Genomic DNA, 20287 nt, shown 5'->3' on the forward strand with positions numbered 1-20287 from the left:
ACTATGTACACGCAATTAGAAAACGAAATACGAAAGACAATAGCCCTTGAAGTTAAAGGTGATAGCATGAATAATGGAACACGATCCAGTTTTGAAGCTGGAGATAGATTAATAGTGAAGCCCTTTAGCATTGACGATTTTAGAAACAATATAAGTAATGATCTAAATAGCTTTTGGGTAATTGAGATAGAGCAAGGCTACCTGTTTAGGCAAATAATTGAGTATGATAATACCCGTGATGCAATAAGATGCCACTCTTTAAACGTTTCCGGACAATATCCAGATGCTTTTGTAGAAATTAAAAATATTACTAAGGTCGGAAGAGTGATTGAATCACAACGTAATACGTTACAACGAATAAAATAGCATATAATAAGAAATAAGTTTGTGCTAGGGGCCACGGTCCGACACATTGAAAGTTGACGCCATCAACAAAGCCACCCCGGTAACAATACGGTTGCCGGGCTTTCTTTTTATGATCGCTATTTATATATGAATGAGATAAACGCCACAAATAAAAATATTAAAATGTCGTAATAACTCCAATTATTTTTGTTCATTTGTCAACTTAACAAAAAGAAAAAGACATGGAAATAGATCCGATTATTAAGCAAGCCATTGAGATTGGCATTAAATTAGGTATTGAAGCATACAGGAATGAAAGGAATGCAAACCTCAAAAACAAAAAAATTCTTATATGCAAGTCTGATGCAGAAAGACGTTTTGGACGTGGAGTCATTAGAGAGTTGATTAAAAGGAAATTTATATTCCCTTATCAATTTGGTATTGAAACAATGGTAGACGAAGAAGGTGACGAAATTACCGAGCCTAGAGGACATATATACTATAAACTACATGAAATTATAGAAGCTGTTGAGGAAGGGAATATTCTAAAATGCCTTCAAAAACGCAGAACTATGAAATATAACTCCAAATAACCGTTATTTGGAACTGATACACTACAAAGATTTTTCCCCAGTCATTACGCACGTATGAAAGAAATTCTCAAAAATGTGGATTTTGTGGATGCTATAAAAAAGGGAAATAAAATAAACATGAAGATTTCTTCCCGGTCATCACACGCATATATGAAAGACTTATCAAGCCCTTACTCACGAATATCAAAACTTTTTAGTAACTTCGTATCTATGAAACTAAAACCAAAATAGCATTTAGAGTACATGAAGCATATATTCAACGAGGAACAGCAGAATAAAGCAGCATTTATTTGTTCAAATCCCATAGCTCGGCTATCCGAACTTTATCGTAGTGAGGTTGAGAATCTTGCTATTATATGGTGTTACTATTCCGGGAAGATAGAAGGCAATAGTTACACTTATGTTGAAACAGAAACTCTCTTAAAAGACCAAATCACCTCTCTAAAGAAATATGAAGATGCAGAAATACTAATCACCCTACACAACACATTCACTACAGAACTGGAATATATCAAAGAGAGAAATAGCAAAGAAATAGATAAAAGCACTTTATTCAGAGTGTATCAATCCATATCTGCCGGTTTAGTTCCTGATGAAGAATCAGAGCATTTAAGAAATAGACCTGTTTGCGTTAGTGGCATAGAGTACACGCCAACAAAGGAATTACATAAGATCTCGGAAAAACTGGACGAAATACTCCATCAACAGGAACAATATACTAATCCATTGGAACGAGCCGTTTATCTTCATTGCAACATAGCCCAATTACAACCTTTCGCTAATAAGAACAAGCATGCTTCCCGAATGATAGAAAGTATTGTATTAATGAATGCTGATATTATCCCCGTTTATTCTTTAAGGGAGACTGATATATTGAACTACAAGAAAGGGGTATTATTTTTTTGCGAAACTGGAGAATATTCCCTATATGCTGACTACTTCCTGAATAGACAAATCGAAAGAATAAAAGAAATCGAGGAATAAAAAACAGTCTTTCCTCAAAACACCATCCTGATATCATGTTTTGTAGTACCAATGTAGTACCATTTTCAATTAAGAGCAAAGAAAAACCCTTCCAGAAAACATCTGAAAGGGCTTCGTGAGGTTCCTGGCGGATTCGAACCGCCGTACACGGTTTTGCAGACCGCTGACTAAGCCACTCATCCAAGGAACCATTATTTCTCGTTTGCGGTTGCAAAGGTAGTACAAATTTTGAAACTACCAACTATCCGCAGCAATTTTTCTTTGTACTTTTTTTCTTTACATCGCATTCTCCGCGTTTCTTGTCTATCATATCCTTTAGTTCACAGCCACTTACACAGCTATCACAAGGATTCTGATTTTCTCGCGTACGACGAAAAAAACGAAATATTCCATATATGACGCGGGCAATGCAGAGTACAACCAGTACTCCGACTACCCAATCTTGCCAATTATTCATACAAACAATCCTCCAATCTGATAAACAGCAAATGATACAAGCCAAGCCAATCCCGTTGTGTAACAAGCAGCAAAAAGCGCCCATTTCCAACTACCCGATTCCTGTTTTATAGCCGCTATCGCCGCAATACACGGGAAGTAAATCAATACAAACAACATATAACAGAAAGCAACCAATGGAGTAATCGGAATTCGTTCTGCCAAACTTACTGAATCAGCATCCGGATCATCTGCATATAAGACACCTAATGTACTTACTACCAATTCTTTCGCTCCCACACCGGAAAGCAAGCCAATACCTAGTTTCCAATCAAATCCCAGTGGTTTTATAACTGGCTCTATACCACGTCCCAACTGGCCGATATAAGAATTTTCCTGCTGCTCGGCAACTGTTTCATAAGCATCATGATTCGGATAATACCCCAAGAACCAGATTATAATAGAAGCAATCATAATAATGCCTCCCATCTTTTTCAAATACTGCGCTCCCTTTTCCCATGTGTGACGGAAGATCGATTTTGCTGTCGGCATCCGGTAAGGTGGAAGTTCCATCACAAATGGAGTATCATCACCCTTCACCAGAAACTTGCTAAACAAGCGGGCCATTACCACAGCCAGTACAATACCAATCACATAAATACTTAACAACACCAGACTTGCATTGTTCGGGAAGAAAGCACCCACCAACAATAAATAAATTGGCAGACGCGCACTGCAAGACATCAAAGGATTTACCAACATTGTAATAAGACGGCTCTTCCGGTTCTCAATAGTACGGGAAGCTATAATAGCAGGTACATTGCATCCAAATCCCATAATCAAAGGAATGAATGATTTTCCGTGCAATCCCATTTTATGCATGATTTTATCCATGATAAAAGCTGCACGAGCCATATAACCCGAATCTTCCATAAGAGAAATGCAGAAATACAAAATCAAGATATTCGGCAAAAAGACAATAACCGCTCCTACCCCACCAATAATTCCATCAATCAGCAAATCTTTAAATGGACCTTCCGCCATATTATTGCGTAACAAGTCACCAATCTGCTCGACAAGCCATTCAATCCCCATCATCGGATATTCTCCAATGACAAACGTACCTTCAAACATCAGATACATAAAAAGGAAGAAAATAGGAAATCCCCAGACACGGTGAGTTACGATCGAATCCAGCACTTTTGTTGTCTGCGCCTGCTCCAAGTGATTATCTGTGAATGTCTCCTTCAGTGCACCACTGATAAATCCATATTTAGCATCCGTAATAGCCGATTCACAATCCTCATTCATTGTGTCCTGAACACGCTTCGACATCTTATCACGGACATGGAATATCTCATCCGCATTTGGTAATGTCCGCACAATGCGCTCAATGTCAGGATCATTCTCCAACAATTTAATGGATAGGAAACGGGTAGAATATTTATGACGGATAAATTCGTTTTTGGACACTTCACTTTTTACAGCTTCAATCGCTTTTTCGATATCAGGACCATGATTGATATGAATATGCCGGAAGACACGCCCCGTCTTTTTATGTTCACGTACATAATCTTCCAAATGCTCTTCCTCGTGGTTCTTACGATCTTCCAGAGAATCATGCCATTCGGTCAAATCCTTAAGAACTTCCGGATTCATATTTCCCTGTTTATCAAAGAAGTCTACTCCTTCATACAGATTGATAACAACATGAAACAAGGTATCCAATCCACGATTTTTCTTACTGACAGTAGGCAACATCGGCACCCCGAACAACTTACTCAACAGATGATAATCCAATGTATTTCCACTGGCTTCCAACTCATCATAAATATTCAGAGCTACCACCATGCGGACATTCATATCTATCAATTGAGTAGTCAGATATAAGTTTCGCTCCAGATTAGAGGAATCGACTACATTAATAATCACGTCCGGAGTTTCATCGATAATATGACGACGCACATAGATTTCTTCCGGCGTATAAGCAGACAAAGAATAAGTTCCCGGCAAATCGACAATACGGAAATGATAGCCTTCGAAATCAAAATAACCTTCTTTGGCATCCACGGTTACGCCGCTGTAGTTTCCAACATGCTCATGAGCACCGGATGCAAGATTAAATAAAGAAGTCTTGCCACTGTTCGGGTTTCCGACCAAAGCAACATTAATGGTACGGCGTTTACCTAACGCCAACCGTTTCATATCTTCTTCTTTTACTGAAAGGTCTTCAGGCAATCCTTCATGATAAACGGTCTTCTCGGCCAGTTTCTTTGCTTCCTCTTCGCTGATAACTTCGATCATTTCAGCCTCCTGACGACGAAGAGAAATTTCATAACCTAAAACTTTATATTTTATGGGATCTTTTAGCGGAGCATTCAACAGCACTTCAACCGTTTTACCTTTAATGAAGCCCATCTCCACAATACGTTTACGAAAACCACCGTGCCCCAATACCTTTACAATAACACCTTTTTCTCCTGTTTTTAATTCGGACAAACGCATAACTCTCAAAATTTTCGGCAAAGATAATTCATAACTTCGGAGCATGCAAATTATTTAGAATGTTTTTAAATAGCAGCTTTTTTCATCCTCTAAAAGATTCAGAAAAAATAAAAAAACTTATTGATAAACTCGTATCTTTGCAGGTATGATACAACAACGCGTTACAAAATATATAGAAAAAGAACATTTGTTCTCACCGGATGATAAAATCCTGATCGCATTGAGTGGTGGCGCCGACTCGGTGGCATTACTATATATTCTGCATACAGCAGGCTATCATTGCGAAGCCGCACATTGTAATTTCCACCTGCGAGGCAAAGAATCAGACCGGGACGAGCTATTTGTCCGCCAACTTTGCGAAAGAATGGAAATCCATTTACATACCATTGATTTCAACACGACCCAATATGCAACGGAAAAACATATTTCGATTGAAATGGCCGCACGGGAACTCCGCTACCAATGGTTCGAGAAAATTAGAAAAAAATGTCAGGCAGATGTTGTCGCTGTGGCCCATCACCAGGATGATAGCATAGAAACTATACTACTTAACCTGATTCGGGGAACAGGAATTACCGGTCTGTTAGGAATCCGCCCCCGTAATGGAGCCATCGTACGCCCTCTGCTTTGTATCAACCGGGAAGAAATAATTCGTTACCTGCAAAACATCGGACAAGATTATGTGACAGACAGCACCAATCTGGAAGACGAATATACCCGTAATAAAATCCGGCTCAACTTCCTTCCCCTCATGCAGGAAATTAATCCGTCAGTCAAAAACACTCTGGTAGATACGAGTAATTATCTAAATGATGTAGCCACTATATATAATAAATGTATAGAGGAAACTAAAAAGAAAATCATTACGGCAGAAGGTATCAGAATCTGTGATTTGGTAAAGGAACCGGCACCCGAAGCCATCTTATTCGAAGTCCTGCATCCTCTAGGATTCAATTCCGCACAAATCAAAGATATCGCTCACTCGCTTCATAGCCAACCGGGCAAGCAATTCTGTAGCAAAGAATGGAGAGTGATAAAAGACAGAGAATTTCTATTAATAGAAACTGCGGAATCTAAAAATGAGACTCTTCCTCCTTTTCAAATCATCAAAGAGGAAAGAGAATACACCCCGGATTTTCTCATTCCACGTGAAAAGGAAATAGCCTGTTTTGATGCCGACAAACTGAATGGAGAAATTCATTACCGAAAATGGCAGCCGGGAGACACTTTTATTCCTTTTGGAATGAAAGGAAAGAAAAAAATAAGCGATTATCTGACCGACCGCAAATTTTCTATCAGCCAAAAAGAACGCCAATGGGTACTCTGCTGTGGAGAACATATCGCATGGCTGATAGGCGAACGAACAGACAACCGCTTTCGTATTGATAAAACGACTAAGCGTATCGTGATTTACAAAATAGTTTGAGGCAACTTCTGTTTCTTGAAGCAATCTGATAACAAAGCTGCAAAAGGGGTATCGTATACCCTTGCTTTTCTTACGCAAGCTTTTACACAGGCGCAACATTTGATACATTTAGCCTCATCCGTATGTAGCTCGTCCCCTTTCGTTATAGCCCCTGCCGGACAACGGACCACACATAATCCGCAATGGGTACACAAATCCTCATCTTCCACCCAAGGAGCGCGGGGAAGCGGTGTCCCACTTTTACGTAACTTGATGACTTTCCTCAAAAAACGGAACAAAGGAAAGAATGGCTGACTCGGACGTTTGATAGCACGTACATCCACCGGATAAAGGGTATCCATACTATCAGCTGTCTGTATTTTTTCCATGATTTTCTTCCCAAACTCCCCAGCAAAAGCTAAATCCGATTCATCTGGACGTCCCACTGCAATCGGGTATTTATCGGTACTATATGAATGTTCTCCAATAAAAGTTGCCCCGGCAATTACTTTAAATCCGTGAGGAATAGCAAAAGCATCCAGTTCCATTAAAGCTTTTTCATAAGCGCGATTTCCGTAAACCACTACCAAAACGGTAGGAGTATCCACTCCACGGATATACTGCAAACGTTCCATTGCCAAAGGAGCGACATGTCCTCCATACACAGGCACTACAATAATAGCCAAAGAAGATGTAGGAATCACAATTTCATCCGCAATCTGCTGCGTTACATTAATAGGAAAAATATTTTTTATGCCCGTCCCGTGAACAATCGCCTCCGCAACTTGTTTAGATGTGTGTGTAGGCGAAAAATAAATTAAATGAGCTTCATTTACTGTCATACTATTTTCTTTTATGTAGCAAAGATACACTTTTACGTGGAAAAAAATGTTTGATTGTTCATGAAACCAAAAAAAATTATTATCTTTGCCCCGTTGAAACATTCTACGATTCAACATATACATCCCTAATTCAGAATAAAAAACAAAACGTATGCTCGCATATCTGTAGCCATGAGCTGTAGTAATGCTGTCCATAATTCAGCAAAAAAAAGAAATATTAATAACTTACCATACTATATGTATAACATTATCCAATTAAACGACAAAAATCTGTCGGAACTTCAAGTTATTGCCAAAGAGTTAGGCATAAAAAAAGCAGACTCATACAAAAAAGAAGACCTTGTTTATAAAATACTCGATGAACAGGCCATTGTAGGAGCTACAAAGAAAGTTGCCGCAGATAAGCTAAAAGAAGAACGCAAAAATGAAGAACAAAAGAAAAAGCGTTCACGGGTAGCTCCTACCAAAAAAGAAGACAAAGTGGTTTCCGCAACAAAGAGTGAAGAGGCTAACAAGACAAAAGAGACCGCTCCTGTAAAAGCTGCACCACAACCTTCCAAGAAAGAAGAAAGTACAAACAAAGAAAAAGAAACTGTTGTTGTAGAAGCTAAAGCGGAAAACACTGCTACTCCCAAGCGTAAAGTAGGCCGTCCTCGTAAGAGCTCTGATGCAGAAGAGAAAAAAGAAGTAGAAAATGCAAAACCGGCAGCACCCAAAGTAGTGGAACCTAAACCTGTTGTTGCAGAGAAAGCTACTGGTGCTACGGAAAAGCCAGCTCCGGTACAACAGCAAACAGCTGAGAAGAAAGCAAAAAACAAACCTGCTGCAGAAGCAAATAAACCTGTTGCAGAAACAAATAAACCGGCTACTGAACCTAACAAACCTGTTGTAGAGAAAAAGGTAATAGATAAACCACAAAAGAAAGCTGCACCCGTTATCGACGAGGAAAGTAATATCTTATCCAGCGTTGACGACGATGATTTTATTCCAATCGAAGATCTGCCTTCTGAAAAAATAGAGCTTCCTACCGAATTATTCGGAAAATTCGAAGCTACTAAAACAGAATCAGCACAGACAGCACCGGAACAGCCATCTCATCCTCAACAGCAACAACAATCTCAACAGCAGCAGTCCCAGCAGCAACGTCCGCGTATTGTTCGCTCACGCGACAATAACAACGGTAATAACAATGCTAACAACAATGGAAATAATGGCAATAACGCCAATAATAATTTCCAGCGTAACAACAATAACCAGAATCAGGTTCAGAACCCAAATCAGAATCAGAACCAGAACCAAAACCAACAACGCTCACCGATGCCACGTGCCGCTCAGCAGAACAATGCGGGTGAAAATCTTCCGGTACAACAGCAGCAGGAACGTAAGGTTATTGAACGCGAAAAGCCTTATGAATTCGACGATATTCTCAACGGAGTAGGTGTTCTGGAAATTATGCAGGATGGATACGGATTCCTCCGTTCTTCCGACTATAACTACCTTTCTTCTCCGGATGATATTTACGTATCACAATCTCAAATCAAACTATTTGGTCTGAAAACCGGTGATGTAGTAGAAGGAGTTATCCGTCCACCCAAAGAAGGAGAAAAATATTTCCCATTGGTAAAGGTTTCGAAGATCAACGGACGTGATGCAGCTTTCGTTCGCGACCGTGTTCCTTTCGAACATCTGACACCTCTCTTCCCGGATGAAAAGTTTAAACTTTGCAAAGGCGGTTATTCAGACTCTATGTCTGCCCGTGTCGTCGATCTTTTCGCTCCTATCGGTAAAGGCCAGCGTGCATTGATCGTTGCCCAGCCAAAGACAGGTAAGACCATCTTAATGAAAGATATCGCAAACGCTATCGCAGCCAACCACCCGGAAGTTTACATGATTATGCTGCTGATTGACGAACGCCCGGAAGAAGTAACAGACATGGCGCGCAGCGTTAATGCAGAAGTAATTGCTTCTACTTTCGACGAACCGGCAGAACGCCACGTAAAAATTGCAGGTATCGTATTGGAAAAGGCAAAACGTCTGGTAGAATGTGGTCACGACGTAGTTATCTTCCTTGATTCTATTACTCGTCTGGCTCGTGCATACAATACAGTATCTCCTGCATCCGGTAAAGTTCTTTCCGGTGGTGTGGATGCAAATGCACTTCATAAACCTAAACGCTTCTTCGGTGCTGCCCGTAATATTGAAAACGGTGGTTCACTGACTATTATTGCTACCGCATTGATCGATACCGGTTCTAAAATGGACGAAGTTATCTTCGAAGAATTCAAGGGTACAGGTAACATGGAGTTGCAGCTCGACCGCAACCTGTCCAACAAACGCATCTTCCCGGCAGTCAACATTACCGCATCCAGCACTCGTCGCGACGACCTGTTGCTTGATAAAACAACCCTTGACCGCATGTGGATATTGCGCAAATATCTTGCCGACATGAATCCGATCGAAGCAATGGACTTTGTTAAAGACCGTCTGGAAAAAACCAGAGACAACGACGAATTCCTGATGAGCATGAACAGCTAATCAACAGCAAACTTATAAATGAACGGTGAACAAACTGCGCCATAACAAGTGCAGTTTATTCACCGTTTTCTTTTTCGGTAACCCATTTTATGACTTATCACCTGCCGTTTATCACTTATCATTCAACTCCCATCACCGATAGTTACCCCTAACCGCTTGCCACACCTTTCATTTTTGTACAAAATACTTTCATTTGCGTCCAAAACTACTACCTCGCCCTTTTTTACGTTTCCTTTTTTCCTACTTTTGCTTCCAAATCAAATATTACTTAATTCTAACCAGTAATGAAAACTATTTATCCATTCATGGGATTAGCCCTGTGCAGCGTGACAGCGCAGGCCCAAGAAAAGCCCAATTTCCTGATTATCCAGTGCGACCATCTGACACAACGCGTTGTGGGAGCTTACGGACAAACACAAGGCTGCACCCTCCCTATTGACGAAGTCGCTTCACGAGGAGTTATCTTCTCCAATGCTTATGTAGGCTGCCCTCTCAGCCAACCCTCACGCGCTGCTTTATGGAGTGGCATGATGCCTCATCAAACCAATGTACGTTCCAACTCCAGCGAACCTATCAACCCACGTATTCCCGAAAATGTACCGACATTAGGAAGTCTTTTTTCTGAAAACGGTTACGAAGCCGTACACTTCGGAAAAACGCATGACATGGGTTCACTTAGAGGATTCAAGCATAAAGAACCAGTAGCCAAGCCATTCACTGATCCGGAATTCCCGGTCAATAACGACAGCTTCCTGGATGTAGGAACATGCGAAGACGCTGTTGCTTATCTAAGTAATCCGCCGGAAGAACCATTCATCTGTATCGCAGATTTTCAGAACCCTCACAATATCTGTGGATTTGTAGGAGCGAACGAAGGAGTACATACCGACCGCCCCATTAGCGGAACCCTTCCGGAACTACCAGCCAATTTCAATGTAGAAGACTGGAGCAATATCCCTAAACCTGTACAATACATCTGCTGCAGTCATCGCCGCATGACCCAGGCCTCTCATTGGAATGAAGAGAATTACCGTCATTACATTGCTGCTTTCCAACACTATACCAAGATGGTTTCCAAGCAAGTAGACAGCGTATTGAAAGCACTTTACTCCACTCCTGCCGGAAAAAACACAATCGTTATTATCATGGCTGACCATGGTGATGGGATGGCTTCACACCGCATGGTGACCAAACACATCAGCTTCTACGATGAAATGACCAACGTACCGTTTATCTTTGCAGGTCCCGGCATCAAACAACAGAAAAAGCCCATAGACCAAGTATTGACACAGCCTACACTGGATCTTCTGCCTACCCTTTGTGATTTGGCAGGAATTCCTGTTCCGGCCGAAAAACCGGGAATCAGCCTTGCACCTATATTAAAAGGAGAGAAACAGAAAAAAACTCACCCTTATGTCGTTTCCGAATGGCATAGCGAATATGAATATGTCGTTACTCCCGGACGTATGGTACGCGGACCGAGATACAAGTACACTCACTATCTGGAAGGTAACGGAGAAGAGCTATATGATATGAAAAAGGATCCGGGAGAACGCAAGAATCTCGCCAAAGACCCTAAATACAGTAAAGTCCTCGCCGAACACCGTGCCATGCTTGATGATTACATCGCCCGCACCAAAGACGATTACCGGAGTTTGAAAGTAGATGCCGATCCACGATGCAGAAACCATACTCCCGGCTACCCCAACCACGAGGGCCCTGGGGTACGAGAGATACTCAAAAGAAAATAAATTATAAAAAAGAGTGAAGATTTCTTTGTAATCTTCACTCTTTTTAGTTCTTTTGCAGATAAACTTACAAGCAAGCAATTCTTATATCAGGTGAAAAAACACAGACGTCATATAATTGCAATAGTCGTAACCGCATTAATATCGGTCACCTTATATGCTGCACGTACAAATTCAGATCGTCTTTCTTTATTACAACCTTTACTTGAATACAATCATCCATTTAGTCCGGACGCCCCTGTCGACAGCATCATTGCCTGGGAAAAACTTTTAGAACCGGAATTACAAAAGGAACAACAATACCCACTCCTATTCCAGATAAATCTGCTGACCGTTCAAGCCTTAATCACAGAAGGCAACATCAGTCTCGCCATCAACCAGGCCAATCAGATGTACCAGAAAGCCAGAGAAATGGACTATCCTTTGGGAACAGCACTCGCATTACACGCCATTGGAAATACCTATTTAAGTTCGTCAACACCACAAGTTGCCATCAAATCGTATAAGGAAGCATTAGAAATCATTCAGAAACTCCCTCATGCCAACCAATATATCAAAACGATCTTGTCCCAATTTATCCTGACGAAGCTCAACTATCACCAAATGACAGATATAGAAGACAATATCCGGGAACTCGAATCTGTTATCAACAAGGATACGAATCCCCAAGACGATTTCCACCTTGTTTATTGTCAGGCATTCTATCGCATCCAGATGCATCATCTTCCGGAAGCATTAAACTATATACGACAAACCGAACAAATCAGCCGGCAACACCAGTACCCATATTTTCATTTAATGATTAAATACCTGTATTCACGCTACTACACTGAATCCAAAGAATACACGCAGGCACTAACCACACTTGACGAATTACTTTCGCATACCAAAGCAGCCAACTCATACAGATCCCTGCAAGTACTGAAAGATCGTGCACACATACTTACACTAATGGGAAACAGCAAGGAAGCATGTGAAGCTTATGAAATATTCAATACGTACAAAGACTCTTTGGACGCAATGAATTATATTCGCCAAATCAATGAATTGCACACCCTCTACCAAATAGATAAAAATGAACTGGACAACTTAAACAGACAGAAGACAATCCTCTACTGGAGCTGGTTCACCATCCTATTCATAGTCATACTGATTGTATTTTTCATCCTTTTGGTCAGACGAGGAAATAAAAAACTGCGCCAATCACAGCAGGAACTGGAAAAAGTGAAAAAGCAAGAAGAAAATTCCATCCGGACAAAGAGCCTTTTCCTTTCCAACATGAGCCATGAAATTCGCACGCCGCTCAATGCGTTGTCCGGCTTCTCCTCCATCCTGACGGAAGAATCCATCGACAACGAGACCCGGAAACAGTGTAGCGATATTATTCAGCAAAATTCAGAACTGTTACTCAAGCTGATTAACGACGTAATCGACTTGTCCAGTCTCGAAGTAGGCAAGATGAAATTCAAATATGAGCGATGTGATGCAGTGGCAATATGCAGAAACGTTATCGACATGGTTGAGAAAATAAAACAAACGAATGCTAACGTCCGTTTTTCGACCTCTCTCCATTCATTAGAATTGACGACAGACAATGCAAGGTTACAACAATTATTAATCAACCTTCTCATCAATGCAACCAAATTTACTCCGCAAGGTTCCATCACCATGGAACTGGAAAAACAGACAGAAGACATAGCACTGTTTTCCGTGACCGACACCGGTTGCGGTATCTCTCCGGAGAATCAGAATAAAATATTCAACCGTTTTGAGAAACTGAATGAAAATGCTCAAGGGACAGGACTCGGTCTGTCTATCTGCCAACTCATTATCGAGCAGCTGGGCGGCAAAATATGGATTGACTCCAATTATGAGGAAGGAGCCCGTTTCCTGTTCACACACCCCATTTACCATGAGCAACAAGGAAAGGAGGAAGCCGAATGAAACAAGTCCTGCTCCTGATCCTTCTATTATGCTGCACCCTCACCGGAAAAGCCAGCACCGAGATTGTTTTGGAATCCGACAGCCTGATAAAGGTGTTGGAAACATTACCGTACGATACGACACGGCTGAATGTTCTCAATCAAATCATCAGAATAGAACAAAACAACCAGCAATGTATCCAATATTCGGATGTATTAATGAAAGAAGCATTGCAACTGGGAAATGACAAATATGCCGGTCTGGCTGCTTACTACCATATTTTATACTATTACAATCGTAATAATCAAGACAGTGTAGCCAAATGGCTCACCATAATGGAGCCTCATGCCCGGAAATCAGATTTATGGAATTACTTCTTTGATGCCAAACGTTTCCAGATAGACCTGTACACATTCAACGAACAATACGAACTTGCTATCAACGAATCTCAAAAGATGCAACAGCAAGCCTCCCAAATGAATAGTAACCGGGGTAGTATGGCTGCCTATCAATGCTTGAGTAATGCATATATCGGCAGCCAGCGCTGGGATAAAGGAATAGAAGCACTGGAGGCTGCCTACCAGCTACTCACTCCGACAGAAAATCCGGTGGTCCGTATCTCGGTATTGTCACAGTTAGTATCCGTTGTCAAAGAAAAGAAGGATAATAAAAAACTACTCAAATATTTGCAGGAACTGGAAAACACTCTTCATAACCACATCAGTGCAAACCCATCCTTAAAAGCGGGATTTGCCGATGTATACCTGTTCAATGAACTGTTCTACAGCTATTATTACCTGAATACCCATCAGCCGCAACAAGCCTATGAACATCTCGTAAAATCTAAAGAATATCTGGACGAGAATACTTATTTCATGTATAAAGTACTCTATTTCGACACATTTGCCAAATATTACCAGGCAATTGGAGCCTACCAACAGGCATCGGATTATATCGACACGACACTGACGATGTTGAAGAAAGACTTCACAAGCGACTATGCCGAACAGCTACTCGAAAAGGCCAGAATATGGAAACAGGCAGGGCAAAGCGGAAAAGCCATCCCCCTGTATGAGCAGGCACTTGCCATCAAAGACTCGACAGCCACTGTACTCTCAAACAATCAGATGGCACAGATACAAAGCAAATACAATATCGAAAAAACAGAACTGGATCAAAAAAGGGAAAACAACCGGATCCAGCTCACCTATCTGATCTTTATATTTGTTATCCTGATTCTGCTTTTTATCTTTATGGCACGACTCTTTATGGTACGGAAGGCACTCAAATACGCGGAAAACGAAATCCGGAAAACAACAGAAAACGTGCGGAAGACCAATGAAATAAAAAATCGCTTCCTGTCCAACATGAGCTATAACATCCGTACCCCACTCAACAATGTGGTCGGTTTCTCACAACTCATAGCCAGCGAACCCAATATAGACAAGGAAATAAGGCAAGAATACTCAAACATCATCCACAAAAGTTCGGAGAAGTTAATGAGACTTGTCAATGACGTTCTCGACTTATCCCGTTTGGAAGCTCAGATGATGAAGTTCCAGTTGCAAGACTATGATGCCACTACCCTATGCAAGGAAGCATGCAGCATGGCGCAGATGAGGAACGAAGAAACAGGTATCCAGATTGAATTTTCCAGCGAAACGGACGCCCAAATTCATACCGATATAATGCGACTGACACAGGCCTTGATTAGCGTACTGGTGTACCCACAAGAACACCGGCAAGCACGAATCATCCGGTTCACATTAAGCCAGAATGAAGACATGCTTTGTTTCCGGATCACTAATTCACCTTTGGCAGACCATGCATTCGTATCACAGGAAACCATCATCCGGCATGATATCAACCTGTTGTTACTAAAACATTTCGGAGGAAACTATCTCGTCAACGATAAAACTCCCGGAGGTCCGGAAATTGTTTTCATCTACCCCATCGTTTCCGAATCGAAATAAAGCACTATCTTTGCAAAGTGTAAACTTAAACACTTAATTATGTACACCAACAAACAGATTTGGAGTGTCAGTTATCCGATACTACTAAGCTTGCTGGCACAAAATGTCATCAATGTCACCGACACAGCATTCCTCGGACACGTGAGTGAAGTAGCCCTTGGAGCATCAGCTATGGGCGGGTTATTCTATATATGCGTATTCACCATCGCATTCGGATTCAGTACCGGTTCGCAGATAGTCATCGCACGACGCAATGGCGAAGGACGCTATTCGGATGTCGGTCCCGTCATGATTCAAGGAATCATGTTCCTGTTCGTCATGGCCCTGCTGCTATTCGGATTCACCAAAGCATTCGGTGGAAACATCATGCGTTTGCTGGTTTCTTCAGAATCCATCTACGAAGGAACGATGGAATTTCTGGACTGGCGTATTTACGGATTCTATTTCTCTTTTATCAATGTCATGTTCCGGGCATTGTACATCGGCATTACACGCACTAAAGTGCTAACCATCAATGCTATTGTCATGGCATTAACTAATGTCGTACTGGACTATGCATTAATTTTCGGAAAGTTCGGTTTGCCGGAAATGGGTATCAAAGGGGCTGCTATTGCTTCCGTATTGGCAGAAGCCTCCTCCATTCTCTTTTTCGTCATCTATACGTATGCCACGGTCGATTTAAAGAAATACGGTATGAACCGCCTGCGCACATTCGACCCAGCATTGCTGATGCGGATTCTTAGTATCTCCTGCTTCACCATGCTGCAATATTTCCTGTCGATGGCTACCTGGTTCGTTTTCTTCGTAGCCGTAGAACGGTTGGGACAACGGGAACTGGCGATTGCCAATATCGTCCGGAGTATTTATGTCGTATTGCTGATTCCGGTCAACGCACTGGCTACGACTACCAACAGCCTTGTCAGCAATGCTATTGGTGCAGGAGGCATCCAGCACGTGATGCCGCTCATTAATAAAATTGCGCGTTTCTCCTTTTTCATCATGCTGGGGTTAGTAGCGGTATCGGCACTGTTTCCGCAATTCCTGCTCTCCATTTACACTAGTGAAGCTGCGCTCATTACGGAATCCGTACCCTCGGTATATGTAATTTGTTGCGCCATGCTTATCGCATCCGTAGCCAACGTGGTGTTTAACGGTATCTCCGGAACAGGAAATACACAGGCAGCCCTGTTGCTCGAAACGATTACAATTATCATCTACGGATCATACATCATTTTCATCGGAATGTGGCTGAAAGCACCGATCGAAATTTGCTTTACGATTGAGATTGTGTATTATAGCTTGCTGTTGATAACAAGTTATATTTATCTCAAAAAAGCAAAATGGCAGAATAAAAAGATATAAATACAAGAGATTTTTGTACATTTGCAAGCTCAAATAAAGAGTAGACGGAAAAGTCCCTCTTTCGGCCAAGTAAATTGTAATTAGTAATTCGTAATTAAATAACTATGTTCGATAATTTAAGTGAAAGACTAGAACGGTCATTCAAGATTCTGAAAGGTGAAGGCAAAATCACCGAAATCAACGTGGCGGAGACGCTGAAAGACGTACGTAAAGCACTTCTCGACGCCGACGTAAACTACAAGGTGGCAAAGAATTTCACGGATACAGTGAAAGAAAAAGCGCTTGGCCAGAACGTTCTTACGGCTGTGAAGCCAAGCCAATTGATGGTGAAAATCGTGCATGATGAACTTACACAATTGATGGGTGGAGAGACAGCCGAGATCAACATCGACGCCCGTCCGGCAGTTATCCTGATGTCAGGTTTGCAGGGTTCGGGCAAGACCACCTTCTCCGGTAAACTGGCACGAATGCTGAAAACCAAGAAGAACCGTAAGCCATTATTGGTGGCTTGTGACGTTTACCGTCCGGCAGCTATCGAACAGTTACGTGTATTGGCAGAACAGATTGAAGTACCGATGTACTGCGAACTGGACAGCAAGAATCCGGTAGAAATCGCACAACACGCCATTCAGGAAGCCAAAGCCAAAGGATACGACCTCGTTATCGTCGATACAGCCGGACGTCTGGCAGTAGACGAGCAGATGATGAACGAGATCGCCGCTATCAAAAAAGCAATCAACCCGGACGAAATTCTGTTCGTGGTAGACTCCATGACCGGTCAGGACGCTGTAAACACAGCTAAAGAATTCAATGAACGTCTGGACTTCAACGGTGTGGTACTGACCAAACTCGATGGTGATACCCGCGGTGGTGCGGCTCTTTCTATCCGTTCGGTAGTGAACAAACCGATTAAATTCGTAGGTACAGGTGAAAAGCTGGAAGCAATCGATCAGTTCCACCCTGCCCGTATGGCCGACCGTATTCTCGGTATGGGTGACATCGTTTCATTGGTAGAACGCGCACAGGAACAATACGATGAAGAAGAAGCCAAACGCTTACAGAAGAAAATTGCCAAAAACCAATTCGACTTCAACGACTTCCTTAGCCAGATTGCACAAATCAAGAAAATGGGTAATCTGAAAGACCTCGCTTCCATGATTCCGGGAGTAGGAAAAGCAATCAAAGATATTGATATTGACGACAATGCTTTCAAGAGCATCGAAGCCATCATTTATTCCATGACTCCGGCAGAACGTTCCAATCCGGAAATACTGAACGGTTCACGCCGTACGCGTATCGCCAAAGGTAGCGGAACGACTATCCAAGAAGTGAATCGCCTATTGAAACAGTTCGACCAGACACGCAAAATGATGAAAATGGTGACTAGCAGCAAAATGGGTAAGATGATGCCTAAGATGAAAAAGTAATCATTCTGTAGATCCAAATCTAATGATAAGTAAAAAGAGGGAGTTTCGGCTCCCTCTTTTTTTTATCCCCCCCATCTCTTGACAAAAATTCCAATCCCTTTGGAGAGTTCAGTTATTTATTTTACTTTTGTCCATCACCAATAAATACTCTGAAAATATGACTCTGATAGACGGAAAAGCAATTTCCGAACAAGTAAAACAAGAGATTGCAGCCGAAGTAGCCGAAATGGTGGCTCATGGCGAAAAACGCCCGCACCTGGCCGCTATTCTTGTAGGACACGATGGTGGTAGCGAGACTTATGTAGCTGCCAAAGTAAAAGCCTGTGAAGTATGTGGATTCAAGTCTTCCCTCATCCGTTATGAAAGTGACGTGACCGAAGAAGAACTGCTTGCCAAAGTACGTGAACTAAACGAAGACAACGACGTGGACGGCTTTATCGTACAACTTCCCTTACCCAAGCATATCTCCGAACAGAAAGTAATCGAAACAATTGATTACCGTAAAGACGTAGACGGTTTCCATCCGATCAACGTAGGCCGTATGTCCATCGGGCTTCCGTGTTATGTATCCGCTACTCCCAACGGCATCCTCGAATTGTTGAAACGTTATAACATAGAAACTTCCGGAAAAAAGTGCGTCGTACTCGGACGCAGCAATATTGTCGGCAAACCGATGGCTGCCCTGATGATGCAGAAAGCCTATCCGGGCGATGCCACAGTAACCGTATGCCACAGCCATAGCAGAGACCTGGTAAAAGAATGTCAGGAAGCTGATATTATTATCGCTGCTTTGGGACAACCGAACTTTGTAAAAGCCGAAATGGTGAAAGAAGGCGCGGTAGTTATTGACGTAGGTACTACCCGTGTGCCGGATGCAACCAAGAAATCAGGTTTTAAACTGACCGGCGACGTGAAGTTTGAGGAAGTTGCACCGAAATGCTCATTCATCACTCCCGTACCGGGCGGTGTTGGACCAATGACGATTGTATCGTTAATGAAAAATACACTCTTAGCTGGTAAGAAAGCTATTTATCAATGAGACATACCCTGTTTCTGATGATTTTGCTTCTCTCTTTGTCCTGCACCTCCCGGTCGCAGGCAAAGAGAGATTCTATCATTGACACCCTGTCGGACAGCCTTTCCGACAGCATCTTCCCCACCGACACCCTACGCCTCCTTTTCGTAGGTGACCTCATGCAACATCAGGGACAAATCAACGCTGCACGAACATCAACCGGCTATGATTACTCCACATGCTTTGCGTATGTCAAAGAAGAAATAAAGAAAGCCGACCTCTCCATCGCCAACCTGGAAGTGACATTAGGAGGCAAACCTTACAAAGGTTATCCTGCTTTCAGCGCGCCGGACGAATTTCTGACCGCAATTCACGATGCAGGTTTCAATGTTTTAGTGACTGCCAACAACCACAGTCTCGATCGTGGTAAATCCGGACTGGAGAGAACCATTCAATTAATAGACTCTTTAAAGGTTCCACACGCAGGCACGTATATCAACGCTGATGAACGCGAAAAGAAATATCCTCTTTTATTAGAAAAGAACGGATTCCGCATCGCCCTGCTCAACTACACGTATGGAACAAACGGCATCCCCGTTACCCCTCCTAATATCGTGAACTATATCGATACAGCCATCATCGCCAAAGATATTGAAGAGAGTAAAGCAATGAAGCCGGATGCTATCATAGCTTGTATGCATTGGGGAATCGAATACCAGTCACTCCCGGACAAAGAGCAAAAATTCCTCGCCGACTGGCTGATTGAAAAAGGAGTAAACCATATCATCGGCTCCCATCCTCACGTAGTTCAGCCCATCGAAGTTCGCACAGACAGCCTGACGAATGACAAACATCTCGTAGTCTATTCGCTGGGAAATTATATTTCCAATATGTCCGCCCGCCGCACTAACGGAGGACTGATGGTAAGAATGGAATTAGTAAAAGACAGCACTGTCCGCCTCAATAATTGTGATTATAGTTTGGTATGGACAGCCCGTCCCATTCAATCAGGAAAAAAAAATCATCAATTGCTCCCAGTCAATTTGCCGATTGATTCAATTCCTTTACAAGCACGTAACTCTCTGAAAATCTTTGTAAATGATGCGCGAACCCTTTTCAGCAAGCACAATCGGGGAATAAAAGAATATACTTTTTTCGAAAAAAAATAGCAGAATCTTTTGGAAATTAGAAGATA

15 protein-coding genes and 1 tRNA gene are annotated in these 20287 nt (G+C 42.1%); 12 read left to right on the forward strand and 4 right to left on the reverse strand.

Going from position 1 to position 20287, the window contains the following annotated elements; all coding sequences use genetic code 11:
• Positions 1-3: 3 nt before the first annotated feature.
• The 3 genes from KQP79_RS07285 to KQP79_RS07295 all read left to right on the forward strand — a co-directional run bounded on the left by KQP79_RS07285 (position 4) and on the right by KQP79_RS07295 (position 1922).
• Positions 4-366: a S24 family peptidase gene (locus tag KQP79_RS07285; protein WP_061447824.1), complete on the forward strand. Its 363-nt coding sequence runs from the start codon at positions 4-6 to the stop codon at positions 364-366.
• Between the two features lie 221 nt (positions 367-587).
• On the forward strand, positions 588-938 hold the full coding sequence (locus tag KQP79_RS07290) for a hypothetical protein (protein ID WP_055236455.1): 351 nt from the start codon (positions 588-590) through the stop codon (positions 936-938).
• A gap of 243 nt (positions 939-1181) precedes the next feature.
• Positions 1182-1922 (forward strand): Fic family protein, encoded by a 741-nt coding sequence (locus tag KQP79_RS07295; RefSeq protein ID WP_061447823.1) that lies wholly within the window; start codon positions 1182-1184, stop codon positions 1920-1922.
• 118 nt (positions 1923-2040) lie between these two features.
• Here KQP79_RS07295 and KQP79_RS07300 read toward each other — a convergent pair.
• From KQP79_RS07300 to feoB, 3 genes are all read right to left on the reverse strand, one after another.
• Positions 2041-2112 (reverse strand) — tRNA-Cys (locus KQP79_RS07300).
• A 51-nt stretch (positions 2113-2163) separates the two neighbouring features.
• Positions 2164-2379, reverse strand: coding sequence for a hypothetical protein (locus KQP79_RS07305; RefSeq protein WP_032856147.1), 216 nt, complete (start codon positions 2377-2379; stop codon positions 2164-2166).
• Positions 2376-4862: a ferrous iron transport protein B gene (gene feoB, locus KQP79_RS07310; protein ID WP_004311369.1), complete on the reverse strand. Its 2487-nt coding sequence runs from the start codon at positions 4860-4862 to the stop codon at positions 2376-2378. The genes KQP79_RS07305 and feoB overlap by 4 nt, the downstream gene beginning before the upstream one ends.
• Positions 4863-5007: 145 nt before the next feature.
• On the opposite strand from feoB, the gene tilS reads away from it, so the two are divergent.
• Complete coding sequence (tilS, locus tag KQP79_RS07315; RefSeq protein ID WP_061447822.1) at positions 5008-6288, forward strand: tRNA lysidine(34) synthetase TilS; 1281 nt, start codon at positions 5008-5010, stop codon at positions 6286-6288.
• Here the strand turns inward: tilS and KQP79_RS07320 are convergent.
• On the reverse strand, positions 6273-7109 hold the full coding sequence (locus tag KQP79_RS07320; RefSeq protein ID WP_004311371.1) for a 4Fe-4S binding protein: 837 nt from the start codon (positions 7107-7109) through the stop codon (positions 6273-6275). The two genes, tilS and KQP79_RS07320, sit on opposite strands and share 16 nt — an antisense overlap.
• Before the next feature lie 237 nt (positions 7110-7346).
• Between KQP79_RS07320 and rho the strand changes: the two genes are divergently transcribed.
• The 8 genes from rho to KQP79_RS07360 all read left to right on the forward strand — a co-directional run bounded on the left by rho (position 7347) and on the right by KQP79_RS07360 (position 20261).
• Complete coding sequence (gene rho, locus KQP79_RS07325; RefSeq protein WP_004311372.1) at positions 7347-9644, forward strand: transcription termination factor Rho; 2298 nt, start codon at positions 7347-7349, stop codon at positions 9642-9644.
• 284 nt (positions 9645-9928) lie between these two features.
• Positions 9929-11395: a sulfatase gene (locus KQP79_RS07330; protein ID WP_004311373.1), complete on the forward strand. Its 1467-nt coding sequence runs from the start codon at positions 9929-9931 to the stop codon at positions 11393-11395.
• A gap of 90 nt (positions 11396-11485) precedes the next feature.
• The gene (locus KQP79_RS07335; RefSeq protein WP_004311374.1) at positions 11486-13336 is read left to right on the forward strand and encodes a sensor histidine kinase; all 1851 of its coding nucleotides are present in this window, start codon (positions 11486-11488) and stop codon (positions 13334-13336) included.
• A complete protein-coding gene (locus KQP79_RS07340; protein WP_004311375.1) occupies positions 13333-15288 on the forward strand; it encodes a sensor histidine kinase in 1956 nt (651 codons plus the stop codon). The genes KQP79_RS07335 and KQP79_RS07340 overlap by 4 nt, the downstream gene beginning before the upstream one ends.
• Positions 15289-15327: 39 nt before the next feature.
• Positions 15328-16650 (forward strand): MATE family efflux transporter, encoded by a 1323-nt coding sequence (locus KQP79_RS07345; RefSeq protein WP_138343144.1) that lies wholly within the window; start codon positions 15328-15330, stop codon positions 16648-16650.
• 104 nt (positions 16651-16754) lie between these two features.
• Positions 16755-18077, forward strand: coding sequence for a signal recognition particle protein (gene ffh, locus KQP79_RS07350; RefSeq protein ID WP_004300796.1), 1323 nt, complete (start codon positions 16755-16757; stop codon positions 18075-18077).
• Between the two features lie 157 nt (positions 18078-18234).
• Positions 18235-19116 (forward strand): bifunctional methylenetetrahydrofolate dehydrogenase/methenyltetrahydrofolate cyclohydrolase FolD, encoded by an 882-nt coding sequence (folD, locus tag KQP79_RS07355; RefSeq protein WP_138343143.1) that lies wholly within the window; start codon positions 18235-18237, stop codon positions 19114-19116.
• Complete coding sequence (locus KQP79_RS07360; protein ID WP_022199393.1) at positions 19113-20261, forward strand: CapA family protein; 1149 nt, start codon at positions 19113-19115, stop codon at positions 20259-20261. Before folD ends, KQP79_RS07360 begins: the two co-directional genes overlap by 4 nt.
• Positions 20262-20287: the final 26 nt, after the last annotated feature.

It is taken from the genome of Bacteroides sp. DH3716P, from assembly GCF_025914115.1.
In the GTDB taxonomy this organism is placed as follows: domain Bacteria; phylum Bacteroidota; class Bacteroidia; order Bacteroidales; family Bacteroidaceae; genus Bacteroides; species Bacteroides ovatus.